The sequence below is a fragment of the Sinorhizobium sp. 6-70 genome, assembly GCF_030124375.1.
Classification (GTDB): Bacteria; Pseudomonadota; Alphaproteobacteria; order Rhizobiales; family Rhizobiaceae; genus Sinorhizobium.
Genome location: NZ_JASKLS010000003.1, coordinates 142,214 through 164,282, shown reverse-complemented (window position 1 = coordinate 164,282; position 22,069 = coordinate 142,214). Strand labels below are relative to the sequence as shown.

General features: G+C 62.4%; 27 protein-coding genes. 15 read left to right on the top strand and 12 right to left on the bottom strand.

What is annotated here, in order from left to right:
* Positions 1 to 131: 131 nt before the first annotated feature.
* The 4 genes from QN222_RS07945 to QN222_RS07930 all read left to right on the top strand — a co-directional run bounded on the left by QN222_RS07945 (position 132) and on the right by QN222_RS07930 (position 3,234).
* Positions 132 to 812 (top strand): redoxin family protein, encoded by a 681-nt coding sequence (locus QN222_RS07945; protein ID WP_283962206.1) that lies wholly within the window; start codon positions 132 to 134, stop codon positions 810 to 812.
* A 167-nt stretch (positions 813 to 979) separates the two neighbouring features.
* Positions 980 to 1,450, top strand: a complete 471-nt coding sequence (locus QN222_RS07940; RefSeq protein WP_283962158.1) for a carboxymuconolactone decarboxylase family protein — start codon at positions 980 to 982, stop codon at positions 1,448 to 1,450.
* Positions 1,450 to 2,307 (top strand): sigma-70 family RNA polymerase sigma factor, encoded by an 858-nt coding sequence (locus tag QN222_RS07935; RefSeq protein ID WP_283962159.1) that lies wholly within the window; start codon positions 1,450 to 1,452, stop codon positions 2,305 to 2,307. Before QN222_RS07940 ends, QN222_RS07935 begins: the two co-directional genes overlap by 1 nt.
* A gap of 126 nt (positions 2,308 to 2,433) precedes the next feature.
* Positions 2,434 to 3,234 carry a class I SAM-dependent methyltransferase gene (locus QN222_RS07930; protein ID WP_283962160.1) on the top strand — a complete coding sequence of 267 codons (801 nt, stop codon included), beginning with the start codon at positions 2,434 to 2,436 and terminating at the stop codon, positions 3,232 to 3,234.
* Between the two features lie 18 nt (positions 3,235 to 3,252).
* On the opposite strand, the gene QN222_RS07925 is transcribed toward QN222_RS07930, so the two are convergent.
* Positions 3,253 to 4,137, bottom strand: a complete 885-nt coding sequence (locus QN222_RS07925) for an SMP-30/gluconolactonase/LRE family protein (RefSeq protein WP_283962161.1) — start codon at positions 4,135 to 4,137, stop codon at positions 3,253 to 3,255.
* 166 nt (positions 4,138 to 4,303) lie between these two features.
* On the opposite strand from QN222_RS07925, the gene QN222_RS07920 reads away from it, so the two are divergent.
* The gene (locus QN222_RS07920) at positions 4,304 to 5,260 is read left to right on the top strand and encodes a dihydrodipicolinate synthase family protein (protein WP_283962162.1); all 957 of its coding nucleotides are present in this window, start codon (positions 4,304 to 4,306) and stop codon (positions 5,258 to 5,260) included.
* 217 nt (positions 5,261 to 5,477) lie between these two features.
* On the opposite strand, the gene QN222_RS07915 is transcribed toward QN222_RS07920, so the two are convergent.
* On the bottom strand, positions 5,478 to 6,200 hold the full coding sequence (locus QN222_RS07915; RefSeq protein WP_283962163.1) for a FadR/GntR family transcriptional regulator: 723 nt from the start codon (positions 6,198 to 6,200) through the stop codon (positions 5,478 to 5,480).
* A gap of 77 nt (positions 6,201 to 6,277) precedes the next feature.
* Between QN222_RS07915 and araD the strand changes: the two genes are divergently transcribed.
* Entirely contained in the window at positions 6,278 to 8,002 is a 1,725-nt protein-coding gene (gene araD / locus QN222_RS07910) for an L-arabinonate dehydratase (RefSeq protein WP_283962164.1), read from the top strand.
* 14 nt (positions 8,003 to 8,016) lie between these two features.
* Positions 8,017 to 8,808 carry an NAD(P)-dependent oxidoreductase gene (locus tag QN222_RS07905; RefSeq protein ID WP_283962165.1) on the top strand — a complete coding sequence of 264 codons (792 nt, stop codon included), beginning with the start codon at positions 8,017 to 8,019 and terminating at the stop codon, positions 8,806 to 8,808.
* Positions 8,809 to 8,993: 185 nt separating this feature from the next.
* On the opposite strand, the gene QN222_RS07900 is transcribed toward QN222_RS07905, so the two are convergent.
* On the bottom strand, positions 8,994 to 10,280 hold the full coding sequence (locus QN222_RS07900; protein WP_283962166.1) for an ABC transporter substrate-binding protein: 1,287 nt from the start codon (positions 10,278 to 10,280) through the stop codon (positions 8,994 to 8,996).
* Positions 10,281 to 10,427: 147 nt separating this feature from the next.
* On the opposite strand from QN222_RS07900, the gene QN222_RS07895 reads away from it, so the two are divergent.
* The 7 genes from QN222_RS07895 to QN222_RS07865 all read left to right on the top strand — a co-directional run bounded on the left by QN222_RS07895 (position 10,428) and on the right by QN222_RS07865 (position 16,896).
* Entirely contained in the window at positions 10,428 to 11,453 is a 1,026-nt protein-coding gene (locus QN222_RS07895) for a LacI family DNA-binding transcriptional regulator (RefSeq protein WP_283962167.1), read from the top strand.
* Positions 11,450 to 13,303, top strand: coding sequence for a DUF2264 domain-containing protein (locus QN222_RS07890; protein WP_283962168.1), 1,854 nt, complete (start codon positions 11,450 to 11,452; stop codon positions 13,301 to 13,303). Before QN222_RS07895 ends, QN222_RS07890 begins: the two co-directional genes overlap by 4 nt.
* Entirely contained in the window at positions 13,300 to 14,310 is a 1,011-nt protein-coding gene (locus tag QN222_RS07885) for a hydroxyacid dehydrogenase (protein ID WP_283962169.1), read from the top strand. Before QN222_RS07890 ends, QN222_RS07885 begins: the two co-directional genes overlap by 4 nt.
* Positions 14,307 to 15,077 (top strand): TIM barrel protein, encoded by a 771-nt coding sequence (locus QN222_RS07880; protein WP_283962170.1) that lies wholly within the window; start codon positions 14,307 to 14,309, stop codon positions 15,075 to 15,077. Before QN222_RS07885 ends, QN222_RS07880 begins: the two co-directional genes overlap by 4 nt.
* Positions 15,078 to 15,210: 133 nt before the next feature.
* A complete protein-coding gene (locus QN222_RS07875; RefSeq protein WP_283962171.1) occupies positions 15,211 to 15,636 on the top strand; it encodes a low affinity iron permease family protein in 426 nt (141 codons plus the stop codon).
* A gap of 102 nt (positions 15,637 to 15,738) precedes the next feature.
* A complete protein-coding gene (locus QN222_RS07870; RefSeq protein ID WP_283962172.1) occupies positions 15,739 to 16,110 on the top strand; it encodes a hypothetical protein in 372 nt (123 codons plus the stop codon).
* A 3-nt stretch (positions 16,111 to 16,113) separates the two neighbouring features.
* Positions 16,114 to 16,896: an SDR family NAD(P)-dependent oxidoreductase gene (locus QN222_RS07865; RefSeq protein ID WP_283962173.1), complete on the top strand. Its 783-nt coding sequence runs from the start codon at positions 16,114 to 16,116 to the stop codon at positions 16,894 to 16,896.
* A gap of 99 nt (positions 16,897 to 16,995) precedes the next feature.
* On the opposite strand, the gene QN222_RS07860 is transcribed toward QN222_RS07865, so the two are convergent.
* The 4 genes from QN222_RS07860 to QN222_RS07845 form a co-directional block, all read right to left on the bottom strand.
* On the bottom strand, positions 16,996 to 17,190 hold the full coding sequence (locus QN222_RS07860; protein WP_283962174.1) for a hypothetical protein: 195 nt from the start codon (positions 17,188 to 17,190) through the stop codon (positions 16,996 to 16,998).
* 362 nt (positions 17,191 to 17,552) lie between these two features.
* A complete protein-coding gene (locus QN222_RS07855; RefSeq protein WP_180943540.1) occupies positions 17,553 to 17,801 on the bottom strand; it encodes a hypothetical protein in 249 nt (82 codons plus the stop codon).
* 11 nt (positions 17,802 to 17,812) lie between these two features.
* Positions 17,813 to 18,055, bottom strand: coding sequence for a hypothetical protein (locus tag QN222_RS07850; protein WP_283962175.1), 243 nt, complete (start codon positions 18,053 to 18,055; stop codon positions 17,813 to 17,815).
* Positions 18,056 to 18,139: 84 nt separating this feature from the next.
* Positions 18,140 to 18,271 (bottom strand): hypothetical protein, encoded by a 132-nt coding sequence (locus QN222_RS07845; protein WP_283962176.1) that lies wholly within the window; start codon positions 18,269 to 18,271, stop codon positions 18,140 to 18,142.
* A gap of 176 nt (positions 18,272 to 18,447) precedes the next feature.
* Here QN222_RS07845 and QN222_RS07840 point away from each other — a divergent pair, with 176 nt between their 5' ends.
* Entirely contained in the window at positions 18,448 to 19,305 is an 858-nt protein-coding gene (locus tag QN222_RS07840) for an SDR family oxidoreductase (protein ID WP_283962177.1), read from the top strand.
* 31 nt (positions 19,306 to 19,336) lie between these two features.
* On the opposite strand, the gene QN222_RS07835 is transcribed toward QN222_RS07840, so the two are convergent.
* The 5 genes from QN222_RS07835 to QN222_RS07815 form a co-directional block, all read right to left on the bottom strand.
* Complete coding sequence (locus QN222_RS07835) at positions 19,337 to 19,600, bottom strand: DUF982 domain-containing protein (protein WP_283962178.1); 264 nt, start codon at positions 19,598 to 19,600, stop codon at positions 19,337 to 19,339.
* Positions 19,588 to 20,070 carry a CBS domain-containing protein gene (locus QN222_RS07830; RefSeq protein ID WP_283962179.1) on the bottom strand — a complete coding sequence of 161 codons (483 nt, stop codon included), beginning with the start codon at positions 20,068 to 20,070 and terminating at the stop codon, positions 19,588 to 19,590. The genes QN222_RS07835 and QN222_RS07830 overlap by 13 nt, the downstream gene beginning before the upstream one ends.
* A 300-nt stretch (positions 20,071 to 20,370) precedes the next feature.
* The gene (locus QN222_RS07825; RefSeq protein ID WP_283962180.1) at positions 20,371 to 20,646 is read right to left on the bottom strand and encodes a hypothetical protein; all 276 of its coding nucleotides are present in this window, start codon (positions 20,644 to 20,646) and stop codon (positions 20,371 to 20,373) included.
* A gap of 44 nt (positions 20,647 to 20,690) precedes the next feature.
* Entirely contained in the window at positions 20,691 to 20,975 is a 285-nt protein-coding gene (locus tag QN222_RS07820; RefSeq protein WP_283962181.1) for a DUF1236 domain-containing protein, read from the bottom strand.
* A gap of 377 nt (positions 20,976 to 21,352) precedes the next feature.
* Complete coding sequence (locus QN222_RS07815; RefSeq protein WP_283962182.1) at positions 21,353 to 21,643, bottom strand: hypothetical protein; 291 nt, start codon at positions 21,641 to 21,643, stop codon at positions 21,353 to 21,355.
* Positions 21,644 to 22,069 lie beyond the last annotated feature (426 nt).

Sequence of the window (22,069 nt, the reverse complement as noted above, 5' to 3'; positions counted from 1 at the left end):
CAATGTGGGGCCATTCTGAGGGCCTATCCTGGCTGTAAGGCCGAACCCTGTTTCGCCCTGGAACGCCAGCTCGACCTCGAAGCACTTTTCAGTGCTGCCTTTTCTCGACTGCCCCGGGGAGGAGGTTGCCCATGTCTGCGCCCCACACCGACCATCCGTTGCAACCGGGCGACCGGGTGCCGAACATCGTGCTGGATGCCATCTCGCGCGAGGGAACGATCGCACTCGATGATTTTCGCGGTCGCAGCCCGTTGTTGATCGGTTTGTTTCGAGGCCTGCTGTGTCCGTTCTGCCGGCGCCATGTCGCGGCGATGGCACAGCTCAACCCGGCACTGCGTGAGAAAGGCGTGAGTTCTCTAGCGGTGGTAAACACCCCGGTCGAACGCGCGCGACTCTATTTCCGTTATCATCCGATACCCGGTCTTCTTGCTGCATCCGATCCGGAGCGAGCGTCACACCGCGCCTTCGGCTTACCTCTCCTGGAGATCACCGCGAATGAGACCGACTGGCCATACAAGGTCGGAATGGATGTGGTCACGACAATGCGGGTCGACCGGCCCGGGGAATTGCCCGAACCGATGAATCCGGCCGCAGCAGGCGACCTCCTCAACGCGAAGGATGGGTACGAAATCACCGAAGCCGATCAGCAGGTGAGGATTCCCGGCCATATGCAGCTCGTCGGCCATTTCCTGCTCGATCGGGAAGGCGTGGTGCGCTGGAGCTTTACGGAAGTTGAAGAGGAAGGCCACAATATGGACCGAGTGCTCAATCCCGAAGAGTTGATGTCGGCCGCTTCCGAGGTGGCCCATTAACAGCGAAAACTCGCCCGGTAACCACTCCGGCCGTGGTTGCGTGAGCCGTCGGGATACCAATGCTCGGCCGCCGGAGCTCATGCCCCGATAGAAATTTCTGCGCTGATGTCACATTCGCAGATCCTCCCTCGTCATGGTGTCGGAACCAACAGAAAGGAAAACGAACCATGACTGCCAAACTCGACCCGTTCGCCGCTGCGCCGTCGCTGATGAAGAGCTGGATGGGCACGACGGTTGCCGTCACCGCCAGCCTAGAGCCGAGCCTCATCGAACTGGTGAAGATCCGCGCCTCGCAGATCAACGGCTGCGCCAACTGCATCAACATGCATACGGTGGAAGCGCGGGCAAAAGGCGAGACGGAGCAGCGCATCTACCTGCTGTCGGCCTGGCGTGAAGCCCCCTGTTATTCCGATCGCGAGCGCGCCGCGCTAGGCTGGACCGAGGCACTGACGCGGCTGTCGGAAGGTCATACGCACGAAAGCGCCTATGACGCCCTGAAGGCTCAGTTTACCGCGGAAGAGCAGGTGAAGCTCACGCTCATGATCAATGTCATCAACGGGTGGAACCGCCTTGCGGTTGGCTTCAGCCTGTGGGCCGATCCGGCCGCGGCCAAGGCCGCCGCCGAGGCAGCTGCCTGATGACGGACACCAATCACGAGGACGCAGCGGCGGGATTCGATCCGCTGCGTCCCAAGCTCATGCGCGTCGCCTATCGCATGCTCGGCTCTGTCGCCGACGCGGAGGATATGGTGCAGGAGGCCTTCATCCGCTGGATGGGGGCTGACCGCTCGGCGGTGCGCGAGCCCGAGGCGTTTTTGCGCCGCACGGTCACGCGGCTCTGCCTTGATCAGCTCAAATCAGCACGACGCCAGCGCGAGACGTATGTCGGTCCTTGGCTTCCCGACCCGGTCGTGGAAGAGGAGCAGGAGGAAGACGTCACCCTGCCCTTGATGCTTGCCCTGGAACGCCTTTCTCCGCTCGAGCGGGCGGCCTTCCTGCTGCACGACGTTTTTGGGCTGGGTTTTGAGGAAGTCGCGGCGACCATCCAGCGCGACCCGGCTGCCTGCCGGCAGCTCGCCAGCCGCGCGCGCACCCATGTCCGCGAGGAGAGGCCTCGCTTCCAGATCGAGAAACAGAAAAGCCTCGAGATCGCTGAAGCCTTCTTCACCGCCTCGCGCAGTGGCGACATGAAGGCGCTCGGTGCGATGTTGGCAGCCGACGTCAGCGTCCATGCCGACGGCGGCGGCAAGCGTCCGGCAGCGATGAAACCGATCTTCGGATTTGATGCGGTGATGAAGGTGCACGAGAGCTTGGCAGTTCTATTTCAAAAGAGCGGCTCGAAACTTGTTCGCGCCGGCTTCATCAACGGACTGCCCGGCTTCGTCACGTTGGAAGGCGACGGCGAACTTCAGACGACTGCGCTCGAAATCGAAGACGGCAAGATCGCTGCAGTCTATGTGATGCGGAACCCCGACAAGCTGCGACACCTGCATTAGGTGTATCGCCGATTCGAACGCTGCCCCATTGCAAGACCGTCGTGATTCCCTGTCTCGACAACGGACCGTTCGCCCTTGGCATCCGCCAGCTCGAGGTCTACCATTCCTCAACCTATGGAGACTTCGATGACCTCCAGCTTCAATGTCCATGATGCAGCCGGCTATGAACAGTTGATGGGGCGCTGGAGCCGGAGGCTCGCGCCGCTATTCATCGAGTTCTCTGGACTTGCCGACGGCGAAAAGATTCTCGACGTCGGCTGCGGCACCGGCAGCCTCACTTTTGCGCTCGCAAGGACCGCCGGCCTCGCTGAGATCGCGGCGATCGACTATTCGCCTGTCTTCGTCGCGGAGGCGAGCCGGCGCAACACCGACCCGCGCATCAAGATCCGGCAGGCGGATGCCTGCGCCCTCCCCTTTGGAGATGGTACCTTCGACCGCGCCCTCGCGCTGCTCGTGCTCCATTTCGTGCCCGACGCCGACAAGGCAGTCGCCGAGATGCGCCGCGTCGTACGGCCGGGCGGCGTCGTCGCGGCGGCGGTGTGGGACCATCTCGGCGGCATGCCCGGGATGCGGATGATGGTCGACACGGTGGCGGCACTCGGCGAAGGCGGGCGCCAGCTCCGCGCGCGCTACTGCTTTCAGCCGATGATGCAACCGGGTGAAATGAAAAGGACTTTTGTGGACCAGGGTCTCATTGACGTTTCGGAAACCCAGCTCATGATCCGCATGGACTACCAGAACTTCGACGACTACTGGGCGCCCATTGCCGCAGGCGAAGGACCACTCGGTAAGTATGTGGCGACGCTCGGGGCCACAGAACGGGCGATCACCGATGCCGCCGTGCGCGACGCTTACGAGGCAGGCCGGCCGGATGGTCCGAGGTCGTTTGCGAACGTTGCCTGGGCTTGCCGGGGTATCGTTCCATGAGCCTGCGGGCAACGAACATCAAAGCCGGAGATCATCGAAGCGCTGCACAGCGACGCCCGCGACCGGACTTCGGGTAACGAAAATGCCGCCGTCCGGGCTGTGCTCCGCGGCACCCGCCGGACGCAGCGACGTGACGAGGAGCGTCTTGCGATCCGGCCCGGCGAAGCAGGGCATGGTGGGCGCCGGCACCGGGAAGCGATGCGTCCTCACCAACTCGCCTTCTGCCGAGAAACAGTTGAGGACGCCGGCCGAAACCCCGGCGCTCCAGTAACCGCCCTCCACGTCGGTCGCGGCTCCATCGGGACGGCCGCTTGCCTCGTCGAGGACGACGAGGCGCCGGCGCCCGGAAATCGCACCCGTCGCAGGATCGAAGTGCCAACGGTCGATCCATGGCCCACGCGAATCCGAATGAAAGAGAACCGAGCCGTCCGCGTTCCAGGCAAGACCGTTGGAACAGACGACGTCGACGACCTTGCGCTCCACTGCACCATCAGGCGTGACGCGGTAGAGGGAAGCGACCGGTTGCCGGTCGAGGGCCTCATGCATCGTCCCGACCCAGAACGCCCCGTCCGGTCCGACCTTGCCGTCGTTCAGACGCGTGTGCGGCCTCTCCGCTTCGATCGAGGCGATCTCGCTGACGATGGCGCCGCTTTCGGGATCGAACAGAACGACGCGGTCCCGTTGCGCGAGCACGAGGCGCCCGGAATGGGCAAGCGCGACACAGCAGGCCCCTTGCTCGAAGGTCCACGCGATATGACCCGCCCCGGTGAGATCGGCACGATGGAGGGCGCCCTTGCCGATATCGACGAAAAACAAGCAGTTCCGGCGGTCGTCGTAGACCGGGCTTTCTGCCACCGTGCAGCGCAAATCCAGCATGCACTCAAATGTCAAGTTGAAAGACATGTTTGAACCATCGTGTCACAGTCCGTCGGTTGCGGCGGCAACGAGCGCCTTCCCCCCGACTCGCAGGTTTCCCAGGTACTTATCGGCTGACGCTTTCTCTAACATTGCTATTGCCCTCGCTCAACTTGTAAATTAAAAATACAAGAAACTTGGCAAGGAGATTTTCATGAAAACGACTCCCGTAGATGTGGCCGACCTCGCCTCTTCCGTGCTTTCGGTGCCGCCGCTGGCGCGTCAGGCGAATGGCGAGCCGACCAAGACGGAAAATCGCAAGATGATCGAATGGCTGCTCGCGGGAGGGGTGACCACCTATCTCTACGGCGGCAACGCCAATCTCTACAATTTCGGCGTCACGGGATTCGGCAGCCTTCTCGACGTGCTCGAGGACATTGCTCCGCCGGACGGCTGGATGATCCCCTCGATCGGCGCCGACTTCGGCAAGGCGATGGACCAGGCGATGATCCTCCGCGAGCGGGATTTTCCGACCGCCATGGTGCTCCCGCTCACCGTCCCCGCGACTTCGGCGGGCCTGGTCTCGGGATTCGCCAAGCTGGCGGATGCCGCCGGCCGGCCGTTGATCGCCTATATCAAGAATGACGGCTTCCTCGAAGCCGGCGATGTCGCGCGTCTTTTCCGCGATGGCGCGATCTCGGCCTTGAAATACGCCGTCGTGCGGCCCGACCCGAAAAACGACGGCTATCTTTCCGCCATCCTCGATGCCGTCGGCTCGGGCGAGCGGATCGTCAGCGGTATCGGCGAGCGCCCGGCAATCGATCACATCGAAATGGGCCTCACCGCCTTCACCTCCGGCTCGGTGTGCATCGCTCCGCAGCTGTCGACCGCAATCCTGAAGGCGTGTCAGGACAATGAGTTCGCTGCCGCAAGGACACTTCGCGAAAGTTTCCTGCCGCTCGAGGATCTGCGCGACGCCCATTCGCCGATCCGCGTCCTGCATGAAGCGGTGAGGCTCGCCGGCATCTGCGATACCGGTCCGATCGGTGAATTCCTGTCGAATCTCGACGGCGCCGAACGGCTCGATGCCATCGCCGCGGCAGCGCGCGCGCTCAAGACGAAGAGTGAAGCCGCGGCCCGCGGGGCCCGGCCGCTGTCGGCGAGCGCCTGACATGGTGCCGGAGATGGCGCGGGTAAGGCGCCGCGCTCCTGGGCGACTGGCCCTGGAACGGGAAACGAAGACACAGGTGTCGATACCCCCCTCTGCCCTGCCGATCTCCCCCCTTGTGCCCGGCAGGGCAGAGGGGGGTGTTGGTCGGCGCCGCTCGGTGAGGCGGCGCGCAAAACCCGGGGATTGCCGGAACGATCCGGTGGCACGGGGTATCGCTCTAAAGATCACCGTGGGATCCGGTGATGCGGGCCCTGGATTCCGTCAGGTGGTAGCGCATGTAAAGACGTGCGAGCTCGCGGTTCTCGCCGGAGATCGCCGTGAAGATCTTGCGGTGCTCTTCGAGAACGCGGCGACGCCGTTCCTCCGAGCCCTGCCGCGTCAGGCTGAGCGCCATGCGCATCGAGCCGCGCAGAATATCGCCGAGCTCTTCCAGGAGACGCGGAAAAAGCTCATTGCCCGCGGCCGCCGCAACGGCAAGATGGAAAGCGAAATCCTCCTCCCAGCCTGTCTCACCGCGGGCAAGAGCGCCCTCCAGCGCCGCCAGCGCTTCACCGATCTGGTTGAGCTGGGCCTTGGTCCGGCGGATCGCGGCCAGTCCCGCGCACTCGGTTTCGAGTGCGAGCCGCGGTTCGAAGGCCCTGAGATAGCTGGCGATCTCGGCCGAGGCCGCAAAATCGGTCAGCTTGTCGGACGGGCGCGACTTGACGAAGGTTCCAATGCCCTGCCGCGAAACCACCAGGCCGTCCGCCTGCAGCCGCATCAGCGCCTCGCGAACAACCGGCCGGGAGACCTGGAAATCGCGGCAGATCCGGGCTTCCGACGGCAATTTCGCCCCCTCGGCCATCTGGCCGCTCGCGATCTGCTCAAGGATCTGGCCGTAAAGAACATCGGCGAGGCGCTCTCGCCGCGCCGGTTTCAGCTTCAACATCACGTCGTCCAAGGGTCCGCCTTCACCTGTCATTTTTCTGAACAGGCGCAATTTAGCCGACCCGCCCGGGAATGCAAAGGAGGTGACCGATGACCGGACGCAAGAAACCAGAGGAATTTCGAAGCTTTCGCTGGTTCGGCGTCAAGGACCTGCGCTCCTTCGGTCACAGGTCCCGGCTTTACCAGATGGGATATGACAATGCGGAAATCGCCGGCAAGCCGGTCATCGCGATCATCAACACCTGGAGCGACATCAATCCGTGCCACGCGCATCTGCGCACCCGCGCCGAAGAGGTGAAACGCGGGGTGTGGCAGGCCGGCGGCTTCCCGATCGAGCTGCCGGCGATGTCGCTGGCGGAAACCTACGTCAAGCCGACGACGATGCTTTACCGCAACTTCCTCGCGATGGAGGTGGAGGAACTCATCCGGTCGCACCCGGTTGACGGCGTTGTGCTGCTTGCCGGCTGCGACAAGACTACGCCGGCGACGATCATGGGCGCGATCCAGGTCGATCTTCCGACAATCTTCGTGCCGGCGGGACCGATGCTGCGCGGCAACTACCGCGGCCAGGCCCTGGGTTCGGGCTCCGATGTCTGGAAATACTGGGCGGAAAAAGAGGCCGGGCGCATCACCGAGCAGGAGTGGAACGTCATGGAGCGCGGCATCGCCCGCTCCTTCGGCACCTGCATGACCATGGGCACCGCCTCGACGATGACGGCCCTTGCCGACACCCTTGGTCTCTCACTGCCAGGTGCCTCGGCGATCCCGGCCGCCGACGCCGGCCATTCGCGCATGGCGGCGCTTTCCGGTGCACGCATCGTCGAGATGGTATTCGAGGACCTGAAGCCTTCGGACATCCTGACGGCAAAGGCGTTTGAAAACGCATTGACAGTGCACATGGCGATGGCCGGCTCGACCAATGCGATGATTCATCTGATTGCCATGGCGCGGCGACGCGGCGTCGAGCTGACCTTGGACGATTTCGATCGCATGTCGGAGAAGGTCCCGGTCCTCTGCAACATCCGCCCGACCGGCGAATTCCTGATGGAGGACTTTTATTATGCCGGCGGGCTGCCGGCGTTGTGGAAGCAACTGGAATCCCTGCTGCATCTCGAAGAGCGCAACGTCATCGGCAGCATCGGCGAGGCGATCCGCGAGGCCGAGGTTCATCTGCCGGACGTGATCCGCCCGCTCGATAACGCCGTTGCCGCGCGCGGCGGTACGGCGATCCTGAAGGGAAACCTTGCGCCGCAGGGCTGTGTCATGAAGCCTGCCGCGGCCGACGCTCACCTTCTCAAGCATCGCGGGCCTGCCCTCGTCTTCGACGATTACGACGCGATGATGACGGCGGTGAACGACGAGGATCTTGATGTTACCGCCAACACGGTCCTCATCCTGCGCAATGCCGGTCCTGTCGGCGGACCGGGCATGCCGGAATGGGGAATGCTGCCGATCCCGAAGAAGCTTCTGAAACAGGGCGTGCGCGACATGGTGCGCATTTCGGACGCCCGCATGAGCGGCACGAGCTACGGCGCCTGCATCCTGCACGTCGCGCCCGAAGCTTACGTCGGCGGGCCGCTGGCGGCGGTTCGCAATGGCGACATCATCGCCCTCGATGTCGCCGGGCGGACGCTCACGCTGGAGGTCGATGCGGAAGAAATCGAGCGCCGGCTTTCCGAATGGAGACCGCCGGAGCGAGATTATTCGAGAGGCTTCCTGAAGATGCATGCGGAGCACATCCAGCAGGCCCCCGAAGGCTGCGACTTCACCTTCCTGCAGTCGCCGCATAAGCTGCCCGAACCGGAAATTCATTAGCACAGGTGGGACGGATGACGACGCGGCTGCTGGTGACGGGAGCAGGAGGTGCCCTGGGCCGCCATGTCCGGCACGGCTTGAAAGGTTGTGTGGAGGTCCTGCGCCTTTCGGATATCGCCGATCTTGCCCCGGCCGAGGATGGCGAGGAAGTAGTCCGGTGCGACCTCGCCGACCCGCAGGCCGTCGATGATCTCACGCGCGACTGCGATACGATCCTGCACCTTGGCGCGATCTCCGTCGAAGCCGATTTCGACGGGCTGCTTCAGGCCAACATCCTCGGCACCTACAATCTTTACGAGGCGGCGCGAAAGGCAGGCGTCCGGCGCATCATCTTCGCAAGCACCAACCATGTGACAGGCTTTCACCGCATCGGCGAGACGCTCGACCACACCTCGCCTCGTCGGCCGGACAGTCTTTACGGCGTCAGCAAGTGCTTCGGCGAGGATCTTGCCCGGCTTTACTTCGACAAATACGGCCTGGAGACGGCTTGTCTCAGAATTGGCAGTTGCTTCCCCGAGCCGAGAAACCAGCGCATGCTTTCTACCTGGCTGAGCCCGCGTGATTTCCTGTCGCTGGTGCGCAGGCTTCTCGAGGCTCCGGCCATCGGCTATCTGGTGCTGTACGGCGCCTCGGCGAACCGGGATGCCTGGTGGTCGAACGCGCATGCCGATTTCCTCGGCTGGCAACCGACGGACAGCAGCGAGCCTTTTCGCCAGGCAATCGAGCGGCGCGAGCATGGACCCACGGACGGCAGCAAGTACCAGGGCGGTCGCCTCGCCACGGTCAAGACCCACGCCGGGGATTAGAACCAGATCATTTCATTGTTTCATTGAAACAATGGAATGATCTAACTCTTTGAAAATACGCAATTCCGGACGGAAAACCGTTACACACTTTTCCTGGAATGGCTCTCGTTCGGGCTGCGTAAATACCCCCTCTGCGCTACCGGACAGAGGGGGTGCCACTCCAGTTGACATGATCGGGTTCGGCCTCAGCCGGCGCGGACCGTCGACTTTCCCTCGCCGACCAAACGCTCGGCCGCGTCCGCGACCGATATGCGGTCGAACGCGAGCTCGTCTGCGATCGGTCGAAATACGCGATGGTCGAACTCCGTCGCTCCAAGCGGTGCCGGGGGCGGATAGCTGCCGACCTGGTCCTTCAGCGCGTTGATGTATTTCACCGTTTCGGCTTCCGTCGGGTTGAGCTGCGGCAGGATTGCCTCACGAACTGTGGGCGACATCGGCACGCCGCGTTCGACCCCGAGGATCTTGCCGGCCTCGACGTCGTTAACGAAGAAACTGATGAACTTGGCGGCTTCTTCGCCATGCTCCGTGGTCGCGCCGACGCTCCAGATCAGCGCGGGGCGATAATAGTGGCCGGAGGGGCCGCCCTTCTCGGCGCGCGGCAGCATGCCGATGCCGAGCTTATTCTTCATGATGAGCTGGTAGCCGACCATCTGGTTCGAATAGGCCATGCCGATCGCCGAATAGCCGAGCGCCAGGCAGTTGGTGTCGATCGTATTCTGGTCGAGCGTCTGGATGTCGGCGCCCACGGTGCCGCCCCGCTTGCGCAGGTCTTCCCAGTAGGCGTACCACTCCTTGGCCTCTTCGACGCCGAAGCCCAGCCCGCTTTCATTGAAGAGACTGCTGCCACGTTGCCTGAGCCAGGCATCGAAGACATAGGTGTAGCGAGCGGCATACGGCCCGCCGCCCTTGCCGGTCGCCTTCGCCATCTCGACCGCGATGTCGGCGTATTCCGACCAGGTGGTATCAAGCCCGGGAGGGGTGATGCCTGCTTTCGCGAAGGCATCGGCATCGTAAAACAGGGCAAAGGAGTTGAGGCCGAGGCCGATGCCCCAGAGCTTGCCGTCCACGGTCGTCAGCTTCAGCACGTCCTCGCCGAAACCCTTCACATCCAGCACCGAAGCGATGAATGGATCGAGGGCGAGGCAGGCGCCGCGCTTCGAGTAGTCCGAAATCGTATTTGGTTCGAGCTGGAAGACATCCGCGATGGAGCGACCGGCCATCTGCGTCGCGAGCTTTGTCCAGTAGCCGTCACCGCTGAGACTCTCGCCGACAACGGCGATGCCGGGGTTCTTCTCCTGGAACAGCTTGGCAACGCTCAATGTTCGCTTCGAACGATCGTTGGAGCCCCACCACATGGCGCGCAGATTTACGTCTTCTGCCGCAAAGGTGGGCCGCAGGCCACCGGAGCCAAGCGTAATGCCAGCAGTCGCGCCTGCCGCGCCGAGCATGAATGTGCGTCGATTGAGTCGCATGCCAGTCCTCCCTCTCGTTATCTGCCTCGCGCTCTCCTCCAGCGTCCGGCGGACCAAAGTTCGGCAACAAGCTTATGCAAAAATCCGGTTTATGCAAGAAATTGTTCCTCTCTTGCAAATTTGCGTTGTTTGCGTAACATTTGCGATATGAGTGAAGCACCTACAAAACGATTCCGCCAATCCGACATCGCCACCCGCGCCGGGGTTTCGGTCTCCACCGTGTCGCGTGTTCTCTCGAACGAACCCGGCATCAGCGAAGACGTCCGCCAACTGATCCTGAAGGTTGCCAGTGAGCTCGGCTATCCACTAAAGACCGGCCCGAGGGCGACCCCCGGGACCTTGGCGCTGATCGCGAGCAATGGCGTCACCGGGGTTTTGAGCATCTTTTACGAGGGTATTGTCGAGGGCTTGCGCTCCGAGGCAGCCCTGCAGGGCATTCCTTTTGACATTCGCCTCGTCAGCGAGGCCAAGGCTACACCCGGGACTGTCAGGGATCTGATGGGATCCGTCGGAGCGCAAGGGCTGTTTCTGGTCGGCATCGACCCCGGTGAGCCGCTCAGTGCGTGGCTGATGGAAAGCCGTACGCCGGTGATACTCGTCAACGGCACCGACCCTCAACTGCGCTTCGACGGCGTCTCGCCGTCGAACTTCTTCGGCGCCTATGCCGCGACGCAGCGGCTCATCGACGCCGGCCACCGCCGCATCCTCCACCTGACCGGATCGGATCGCCAGACGATCCGCGAACGCATACGCGGCTTCGAAACGGCAGTCGCTTCGGTTGGAGGCGAGGCGCGCGTGATCCGCTTGCCGTTCGAGACCAATGCGAGCGTCGAGGCGCATGCGGCGACACTCGCCGCACTCAAGGAGGATCCCGGCTTCTCGGCCGCCTTCTGCATGAACGACTTTGTCGCCGTCGGCGTGCTCGAAGCTGTGACCGAACTCGGCCTCAGGGTGCCCGACGATTTCGCCATCGTCGGCTTCGACGACCTGCCCTGCGCAGAGATGGCCAGTCCACGGCTTGCGACGATGCGTGTCGATCGCGTGGGCCTCGGCCGCGAGGCGGTCGGCATGATGCACTTCCGCTTCCGTCACCCGGAAGCTCCCGCCCGGCACGTGTCCCACGCGGTCATCCCGGTACATGGCGGCACGCTAGACAAAGGACAGCGCTCATGACCTATGATCCTGCCGCGGCCAATCCGCTCGGCTCCAATCCGCTTGCAACGCGCAGTGACATGCAGCGCGCCCTGATCGATCTCTTCAATCCGCTGCTGCCATATTTTTCCGAGGGAAACGCCCGCGTTCGCCTCGACGCCGCCGCCGCTCATTTCGACCGCGCCGCCGCTGATCTCGAAGGTTTCGCAAGGCCGCTTTGGGGGCTTGCGCCTTTCAGCGCCGGCGGCGGCTACTTCGCCCACTGGGACCGTTATGCAGACGGGATCGCCAATGGCACCGACCCGAACCATCCGGAATATTGGGGCGCGGTCAACGGTCGGGACCAGCGCATGGTCGAGCTCGCTGCGCTCGGCTTTGCGCTTGCCCTGGTGCCGGAAAAAATTTGGGATCCGCTGAGTCCTCGGGCAAGAAACAACCTCGTCGCCTATCTCATCCATGCCCGTCAGTTCGACTATGCCGACAACAACTGGAAGTTCTTCCGCATATTCGTCGACATCGCACTCGATCGTCTCGGCATCGAATACGACCGCAGCCTGACCAAGCAATATCTCTCCGAACTCGAAGGTTTCTACATTGCGGATGGCTGGTATCGCGATGGCAATGTCCGGCGCATCGACCACTACATCCCCTTTGCCATGCACTTCTACGGCCTGATCTATTCGCGGCTCGTCGACGACGACTATGCGAAGCGTTACCGCGAGCGAGCCCTCGCCTTTGCACAGGATTTCCGCCACTGGTTCGGGCAGGACGGCGCGACCCTCCCCTTCGGCCGCAGCCTGACTTACCGTTTCGCCTGTGCGGGCTTCTGGTCGGCGCTCGCCTTTGCCGATCTTGAGGCATTGCCCTGGGGCGAGATCAAGGGCCTTTGCCTTCGCCACCTCCGATGGTGGGCGGACAAGCCGATGACTCACCGCGATGGCGTGCTGTCGATCGGTTACGGCTATCCGAACCTCCTGATGTCGGAAAACTACAATTCCGCCGGCTCGCCCTACTGGGCATTCAAGGCCTTCCTGCCGCTCGCAATCGGCGAAGACCATCCGTTCTGGACGACCCCGGAAACGCCTCCGGCGCCGCTCGACGAGACGGTTCCCCTTCGCCATCCGGGCATGGTGATGATGCCTTGCCAGGGCGATGTGGTGGCACTTTCCTCGGGCCAGGAAAACCGGCAGATGCGGTTCGGCCCGGAGAAATACGCGAAATTCGCCTATTCGACGCGCTACGGCTTCAGCGTCGAGAGCGACGAACGGGCTTTTGCCGGCGGTGCCTTCGATTCCATGCTCGCTTTCAGCGACGACGGCATTCACTACCGGGTGCGCGAGAGCAATGACGAGGCCCGCTTGGCCGGCAATGTGCTCTATTCGAAATGGTCGCCCTGGCCGGACGTCGTGGTCGAAACCTGGCTGCTGCCGTCGGCGCCCTGGCATGTGCGGGTGCATCGGATCACGACAGCGAGGGAGCTCGAAACAGCTGAAGGCGGCTTCGCCATCGCCCGACGAGACTTCGAGGCCGACACGCTTTTCTCGGCTCCCGGCGTAGCCCATGCGATCGGCGCGGAGGATTTCAGCGGGATCTGCGATCTCGGCTCGTCCGTTGCGCGTGAAGGCCTGGCTCAGAAGGCGCCGCCAAACACCAACCTGATCTTCGCAAAGACGCTGGTGCCGCAACTGCGCGCAACCATACCGGCCGGCGAGACCATTCTGCGCTGTGCCGTGTTGGCCGTTCGCGACACCTCCGCCATTTCAGGTGAGTGGACGAGGCCGCCGGCCAGTCCAGACATTGACGCGTTGCGTGTCCTCGCGAATCAAGGCGAGCGCGTGAGCGCAATGGACGCGCCCGGACGAATGCCATGACGCGCCCCGCAATTGCCTTTGCGATGCAGCCCGAAAGGACGCGATACGTCCTCACACCAGAGCTTCTAACCAGATTCGACAGTCTCGGGCGTGTGCTGGATCAGCGGCCGATGACGGAGTTCGGCGATCACCGGGCAAACCGGCTGCTGGCTGAAACGGAAATCCTGGTGACGGGCTGGGGCGCACCCCTGTTCGACAGCGCGGCGCTTGCTGCCGCGCCGCGCCTCCGCCTCATCGTGCACGCGGCCGGAACGGTCAAGGGGCTGATCGACGATTGCGTCTTCGACGCAGGCGTGGCCGTCAGCCATGCGGCCGAGGCCAATGCGGTGCCGGTCGCCGAGTTCACACTTGCCGCAATCATTTTTGCCGGCAAGCAGGTTTTCCGGTTCCGCGATCTCTACGCCGCCGACCGGGACCGCACCCGCACCTATCTCCTGCAGGGTCAGCCGATCGGCAACTATCGCCGCACAATCGGAATCGTCGGCGCGTCCCGGATCGGCAGACGGGTGATCGAGCTTCTTCGTCCTTTCGACTATCAGGTGCTGCTCTATGATCCGCTGGTCGGACGAGATGCCGCCTCCGCCCTCAACGTCGAGAAGGTCGATCTTGATACCTTGATGGCGCGCGCGGACATCGTGTCTCTGCATGCGCCGTCGCTGCCCGAGACCCGACACATGATCGACGCACGACGATTATCCCTCATGAAGGACAGCGCGACCTTGATCAACACGGCGCGAGGTGCACTCGTGGACGAAGCCGCACTTATCGACAAGCTGAAGACCGGCACGATCAATGCCGTCATCGACGTCACCCATCCCGAAGTGCCGGAAAGAGGCTCTCTCTTTTACGACCTCCCGAACGTCTTCCTGACCCCGCACATCGCTGGCGCTGTCGGCCTTGAACGCACGCGCCTCGGCGAGATGGCGGCCGATGAAATCGCGCGGTTCGTCGAAGGCAGGCCGCTGCTTTACGAGATTCGCAAGAGTGACCTGGAGCGCATGGCATGAGCACGTTCGAACCCGGGCTCTGCACGGTCACGTTCCGCAGCCTGCCTGCGGACAGGATCGTGGAGCTCGCGGCGGAAGCGGGGCTTGCCGCGATCGAGTGGGCGGGCGACGCCCATGTCCCTCCGGGGGACGAGCCGATCGCCCGGCACGTCGGGCGTATCTCGGAAAAGGCGGGCTTGGCAACGTCCTACGGTTCCTACGTTGCTCCGCCCACCGATGACCTCTCCATCTTCCGGCACGCCCTCGATAGTGCGATCGCGCTTGGAGCCTCGAATATCCGCATCTGGCCCGGCACACGCCAGCGCGATTCCAAAGATTACAGCGCCGGTGAAAGGCACGCTGCAGCGGCTGCAATCCGCGACATGGGTGCGGAAGCCGCGCGGCATGGGGTCACCGTGTCGTTGGAGTACCACCCGCAGTCTTTGACAGATGGGACGGATTCTGCGCGGCGCCTGATCGAAGCGATCTGGCACGACAATGTCTATCTCTATTGGCAGCCCCGGCCCGGGCTTCCGCTTGGCGATGCCCTGACCGAGGTCGCTCAAATTGGCCAGCATGTCTCCCATGTCCATGTCTTCGCCTGGGATGCCGCCCGCAAGCGCTTCCCCCTGAAGGCGGCGTCGGATTACTGGCGGGCGGTTCTGGCCGCCATGCCTGCATCCCGCTGGACCGGGCGGCGTTTCGCCATGTTGGAATTCGTGGCAAATGACGATCCGATGGCATTCTTCGAAGACGCCGCGACGCTCGAGCAAATCCTCGAAGGATAAGGCGAGCCGAAGCTTCTGCCCCCCACAGGGCCCAGCCCTCTCTCGCCGCCTCTCATTCCTGGACAGTCGGGCGCGTGGAACTCTTTCCCGCGCTGGCGTGTTATCGGAATCGAACGACCGCCGGGTGTCTCGAATGTCCAGAAAGATCAATGCGTTCACCAAATTCTCGACCGTTGTTGCGGAATACTCCGGGCGGCCCGTTACCTTCGCCCTTGCCGTGGCCGCGGTCGTCCTTTGGGGTGCCACAGGCCCGCTGTTCGGTTTTTCCGAAACCTGGCAACTGGTCGTGAACACAGGCACGACGATAATCACCTTCCTCATGGTTTTCGTTCTGCAAAATTCCCAAAACCGCGACGCCACGGCAGTCCAGGCGAAGCTCGACGAACTCATCCTGACGAGCTCGGCCGAGAACGAATATATCGGCATCGAGGAGCTTGAGGAGCAGGAACTCAAGCGCATCACCGAGATCCTCAAGGAATACGCCCAAAACGAGGAAGATCGCGCCCTGCACGAGAAGATATTGCGAGCAGTCGAGCGGCAGCCCACGGGAAGAGCATAACGACGACGGCCGCAGCAGCCTCGTGAGCACATCCGGCGTCGCTGGAACCAAACGCCAGCGAAGCCGTTTGCGTAGCGAACGCACTTGCCAGGAGGGTCATGCATGCATCTCGTTGGAACACAGGTTATCCCGGAACAGGGCGGCCGGTCAGGGTTCACGGTCGAATTCGTCGGCGAAGGCGGAGAGATCGTTTCCGTTTCGATGCGCAACGACACGTCGCGGAGCCTAAACCGGCTGAACGCGGTCGAACAGGCCAAGGCGGTTATGCTGGAGCTTGCACATGCCGACGCGCCGGATAGCAGCGACACCGAAACAGAGCGCAAGGTGAGGACCGCGCGGAGCGCCCGTGCGGCCAAGGACAGGGCCGAGATGGAACGCCAGCTCGATCAGGGCCTGGAAGATACGTTTCCCGCCAGTGACCCGGTTTCCGTTACAACGCCGAGCGTCCCCAGCGATCGCCCGAAGAAACGCTAGTCCATGGCGCGCGGATCGTCTGTCGCCTTGATCACCGGCGCGGGATCCGGCATCGGACGCGCCACCGCACTTGCGCTTGCCGCCGACGGAATGAAGGTCGGCCTGCTCGGCCGCACCCGCTCGAAGCTGGAAGATTGCGCGTCGGAGATCGCTGCCGCCGGGGGCCAGGCATTGGTGCTCGAAGCCGATGTGGCGGACGAACTCGCGATGCGCAACGCGGTGAAGATACTGCTCCGCGAATTCGAGCATCTCGATGTCGTCGTCGCCAATGCCGGCATCAACGGGGCCTGGGCGCCGATCGATGACTTGAAGCCGCATGAATGGGACGAGACCATCGCCGTCAATCTGCGCGGTACGTTTCTGACGCTGCATATGACCGTTCCCCATCTCAAGGAAAACGGCGGCGGCGCGATCGTCGTCGTCTCATCGATCAACGGTACCCGGACCTTCACCACGCCGGGAGCGACCGCATACACAGCCACCAAGGCGGCGCAAGTGGCGATCGTCCAGCAACTCGCGCTCGAATTGGCCAGGCACCGCATTCGCGTGAACGCCGTCTGCCCCGGAGAGATTCAGACCGAGATCGATGAGAACACCCGCCGACGCCATGCGAAGGAGGCCGCGATACCGGTCGAGTGGCCGCAGGGCGAGATCCCGATCACCGGCGGCAAACCCGGCCGCAGTGAAGACGTTGCGGAAGTTATTCGATTCCTGGTTTCAGATGACGCGCGGCACGTCACCGGCAGCCCAATCTGGATCGACGGAGGCCAGGGCCTGCTGAGGTAGCGAGGCTGCTGCATGTTTCTTAAATCGAAGGCGATTTAAGGAACCATGCAGCAATTCAAAGAGAGCGTCCCTTGTGCGTTCATTTGAACGCACGGCGCTCTAATCCTCTTTGGTCTTGCCCGCGTCCGACAGTTTGCGGCGATGCGGATCTTTCAGGTTTTCGCCAGCCGCGTCCCTGTTCCGCTTGGGATCATCCTTGGCCGGAAGGTAGCCCCTCGGCTTTGTCTCCTTCGGTCCTTCCCAGCGCGGCGATTGTTCTGTCGTGCCGGATGCACCCGGTTTCGGCGTTTTCATCATTGATCTCCAAAGACTGTATTTGCGGACGAAACCACTGCAACCACCAATAGTTCCCGGTTTTCGAACGATCATCGCGTGCAGTTCTGGCCTAGAGCATCTCGCTTTCAAGTGGAGTCACTGAAAGCGGATAAGATGCTCTAGAACCATAGTGCTAGAGCATCCTTTGTGCGTTCATTTGAACGCACGGCGCTCTAGAAAAAGGGCCCCACCAATTGGTGGAGCCCGATCTGCACTGTTGTTTGGGATCGCGCGGTCCGTAGGGGCTTGCGGAGAGGGGACTTGTTCCACGCGGTCCGACACATAAACCGGATGGGCGTCGATTTGTTCCCGATCGGGCTGAGAAAGCTTGCGCGGAGCTATCACCACGACCAGAACCGCTGGCTGCGTGAAGGAGGGGCCGCCGTGCCGCCCACGAGGTAGCCCGCGACAAATGCCAGGGTCGCGACCACAAGCAAGGTGCTGCTGAGCGCTGCCGGATGGTCACGGGCCGTCCCGGCAACCACCGCCGCCTCGTCGCGGACGTAGCGCGCGGCCTCCTGGGTCCTCGTTTTCAGATCCGGTTCCGCCGGCTTGCCGGTGAAGCCGGCTCTCAGTGTTTTCAATGCCATCGTTACGCTCCTTAATCCTGGTCTTTCATGCCCGGGGTCGGATAGCGTTGCTCCGATTCCTCGAGATCGGACTCGACGAGATAATCATCTCGCTTTTGCCGCGCAGCTTCCCGGATGGCGCGATGGGTTGCGAAGTCATCCGGTTCGACGGGCTGTTTCTTCGCGCGCGGATGCAAATCACTATCCTTCTCGATCGGTCTCTCTCCGGGCGCATCGCCGGGGACACCCTTGCGCCGCTTTTCCGTGGTTTTCATCTTTGCCTCCTGAGCGTTCTTGATCAGTCAACGTCAGGCCGGATAGGAAGTTCCCGGCTGAAGCCTCGCGGGCATCGGAAACGATCAATCGGTGGTAGCGGGGAGCCGCGTGCCGACTTCCTCGGCGGGACGGCGGTCGGCGAAGTCGTAGATCAGCAGGGCGAAAACGGCCGCCATCAAAAAGATGATCCCAATGAGAATCGTGCGCGGTTTCATTCCCAGTCTTCCTGTGGGTGATGAAACGCCGCCCAGGCGTTATCGGTTCCGACGAGCGCGGAGACGTCGGAGCACCAAATACCGCCGGAACAAAGCGTCCCGCCCTCGGTTAGGCCCCAGACGACACGCTGGCGGAACCGCGAATGTCTGCCTCATCCAATACGGAGTTTTTGGAAATGGATACCTTTCCTCGCCCTCCCTTTGCGCGGCAACCTCAAGCCATGCCCGGAACGACGGATCGAATGGAGCCGATACCGGATCACGGGGAGAATTCCTATCAGGGTTCGGGCCGGCTGGAGGGAAAGAGGGCGATCATAACCGGTGGCGATAGCGGCATCGGCAGGGCCGTGGCGATCGCCTACGCCAGAGAGGGCGCCGACGTCCTTATCGCCTACCTCAACGAGCATGAGGACGCCCGGGCAACGAAGGCACTCGTCGAAGAGGCCGGGTGCAAGGCGGTGCTGGTGTCGGGCGACATCCAGTCTCCCGACCACTGCCGGCGCATCGTCGATACGGCTGTCGAAGAGCTCGGCGGGATAGACATTCTCGTCAACAACGCGGCTCACCAGGCATCGTTTCAGGCAATCGAGGACATAACGGACGAGGAATGGGAATTGACCTTCAGGGTCAACATGCATGCCATATTCTATCTGACCAAGGCAGCGGTGCCGCACATGCGTGAAGGCAGTGCGATCATCAACACCGCTTCCATCAACGCCGACAGTCCCAATCCGACCCTGCTCGCCTATGCCGCCACCAAGGGTGCAATCCATAACTTCACGGCCGGCCTCGCCCAGCTATTGGCCGAGCGGGGTATACGCGCGAATGTCGTGGCTCCCGGTCCGATCTGGACGCCATTGATCCCCTCGAGCCTCCCGGAAGATGCCGTCGTCGAGTTCGGCAAGCAGGTGCCGATGAAACGTCCTGGGCAGCCGGTGGAACTGGCTTCGACCTTTGTCATGCTGGCGGATCCGATGTCGAGCTATGTGTCGGGCGCGACGATCGCCGTGACCGGAGGCAAGCCGTTCCTTTGACAAAGGGATAAGAAGAAGGCGACAGGGACAATCAGCCTGTCCAGCTGTTGACGCGGAATTGCGCTTCCTCCGCCGCCCTGATGAAGGCGGCGCGTGCGGCGTCAGGTTCGTCGTTTCCCTCGATCACGCGGTCGCATGCTGCCAATGCTTCGCTTTTTGCCTTTCCGTCGGCGAGTGGCCAGTGGTTCTTGAGACATAGAAAGGCGTCGCGCGTGCTCTGCACCCGCAGCACTCGGCTCGGCGCCTCGAGGATGACCACTTCGCTCCACAGGCGATCCTGCGTCAGGCTCGGCATGTCGAGGCTCCTTCAAGCGGAGGGGACTGGTGCGCCTGTCGGCTTATTCCCCCCAGTACGAGGCCCCCGAGTTCCGGGCTCGCGCGCGTGATGTCGGCCAGTGAAATGATGCCGGCCGCGTGCTTGTTTTCGTCAACGACGACGAGGCGGCGTATCTTGTAGTCATGCATCTTTTGGGCCGCCAGCAGGATGCTGTCGTCCTCCTCGCAGGACTCGGCGGAAACCGTCATGAACTCGAACACAGCCGTCGATGTCGACAGTCCCTGGGCCACCACCGAAGCGAGGATATCGCGGTCCGTGACGATCCCAAGGATGGTTCCGACGCCCGGGGCTTCGACCGGCAACGCGCCAACCCCGGCCTCTTCCATCAGCCGCGCAACGGATTGCGCCGTATCGCTCGTTGAAACCGTAAAAACCTGTTTGGACATCACGTCCCGAACGCGTATCGCTCTGTCCTCATGGGCGGCCATTGACGAGACTCCTGCCATTGATGGATGCAGGCACTCTGACTTCCTCATCTGCCGGCTTCTTGAGTGTGAGATCGACGCGGTAGGGTACAATGACCTGGGGCTGCCAGGTGTTTCGCTGCGCCTTCTTGGGGTTCGGATTTTCCGGCGGTCGAAGGAATCTCGGTCGCTTTTGCTTCGATCTTTGCCGCACGATGTGCTCCCTTCTGCTTCGTGTGGACATGCGCGGTCTAAGCCGCAATGCCTCCTTAACGCACCAGCAGAGGAGCGGTTCCCCCGTGCGGCAGGCTATTTTCGTCTTTCTCAATGGCCGTTTTTTGGCGTGGCAGGGCTGGCGTCGGCAGCCGCGCGTGCGCTGGCGTCCTGAAGAATGGATGAGATTTCCGCAGCCATAGCATTCTGCCTGGCAAAGGCTCCGGATGGTACGATCCCTGGATCCTCCTCATGATCTTGCACGATCAGTTCTTCTTCCAGGATACGGTTGATCTTCAGCCAGGCATCGTCATTTTTCGCCAGCGCGGAAAGGACAGCCACCAGGATTTCGCGATGGGCAGCTAACCGAAATTCGATGTTTTCCATGCTTCGCGTTCCGATCTTGCGGCCGGGTCAGTTCGCCGGAGCCCTTATTCGAGAACCTGCACGACCGTGTGCGTCTTCGGGTTCACAATGACCCGCTTTTCGTTGACGACCGCATAGCCGTACTCAGGCTGGTCCGGAATGGGGTAAACTTCGACCACGTCCGGCACCGGCTGGCCGACGACGATCTCGCCCTCATATTGAATCGACGGCGTATTCTGTTCCAGCACGTAGGTCCTGACTTCACCAGGCAACACGATAGTATCTTGGGCCATCGCCGACGAACCCACAGCCGTCAGCAGCACCGCAATCATCATGGCAAATTTATTCATTGATATGCTCCTTCCTTGAGAGACCTTCCCAACCAGCGGCAGGGTAATTGGTTCCCAGCTCGCTCGTGGGGCCTGCACGCCGGGCGTCCGATCAGATGCCCAAAGGACGCTGTAGCGCTTTGAAATTGCTGCATGTTTTTATCCCTAAATCGGCTACGATTTAAGGGAACATGCCGTGGCTTCTGACCTCTTGGTTCAGAGTGCCCGCGGCGTGAGCGGCGCACGGCCTTTCCATGCGACAAGCGGCCGTAACACCTTGAGCGGCCAAAGATGAAAGCTGAGCGAAGTGGCCGATTGCGAACGGAATTACGTTTTGACGGATGGCGCAAAAAGAGGTCCTTCAGCCAAGAAGAACCTCTTTAAGACCCGGTCGGCAGCTACATCAGGTCAGGGTTGCCGTCCTCACTCGCCGCCACCCCCCGACGTGCCGCCACCGGTGCCGGCGCCCTCTGAACTGCTGCTGGTAGAGCCTTCCGTACCACCGGAACCAGTGTCCGCTCCACCGCCCGTGCCGCTGTCCGCTCCACCGCCAGTGCCGGTATCGCCTCCGCCACCATTGCCGGTCCCGTCGGTGCTGCCACCACCGGTCCCGTTAGTGCCGCCGCTACCGCCGCCATCATCACTTCCAGTTCCCGGTATGAGAACGACACCGTTGTCTGCGTAGGCATTGCTTGACGAACCGCTACCGCCACTCACCGGGATGAGCGGCATTGCAGTCGCGGATGCGAGCCCGAATAGCGACACAGCGATTATTCTGGGGAGTTTTTTCATTACGTACCTCCTTTGGCGGGCAAAAGCCTGCCTCAGGCCAACCTTCACGAAACGAAAGTAGGCGTCTGGCCCCAACCGTGTCCGAGGATCGCACGAGACCGAGGCATTTTAGAGATTTGCCTGTCATTTGCCGGATTTGCGGCTGCAACGGAACTGCGCGCGAGGCGCGTCGCTGCGCAACGCATTGCCGAAGCCGGACCAGGAGCAGCTACGTCGCCAAGCGGACGAGCCGTGCTGAAAAGGGCGAACTTGTACTTCAACGAGCCCCTCGGCCGGGCAGCCGAAGGCCCCATCGCCCCCCCAAATATCATTGGTGTTACGAG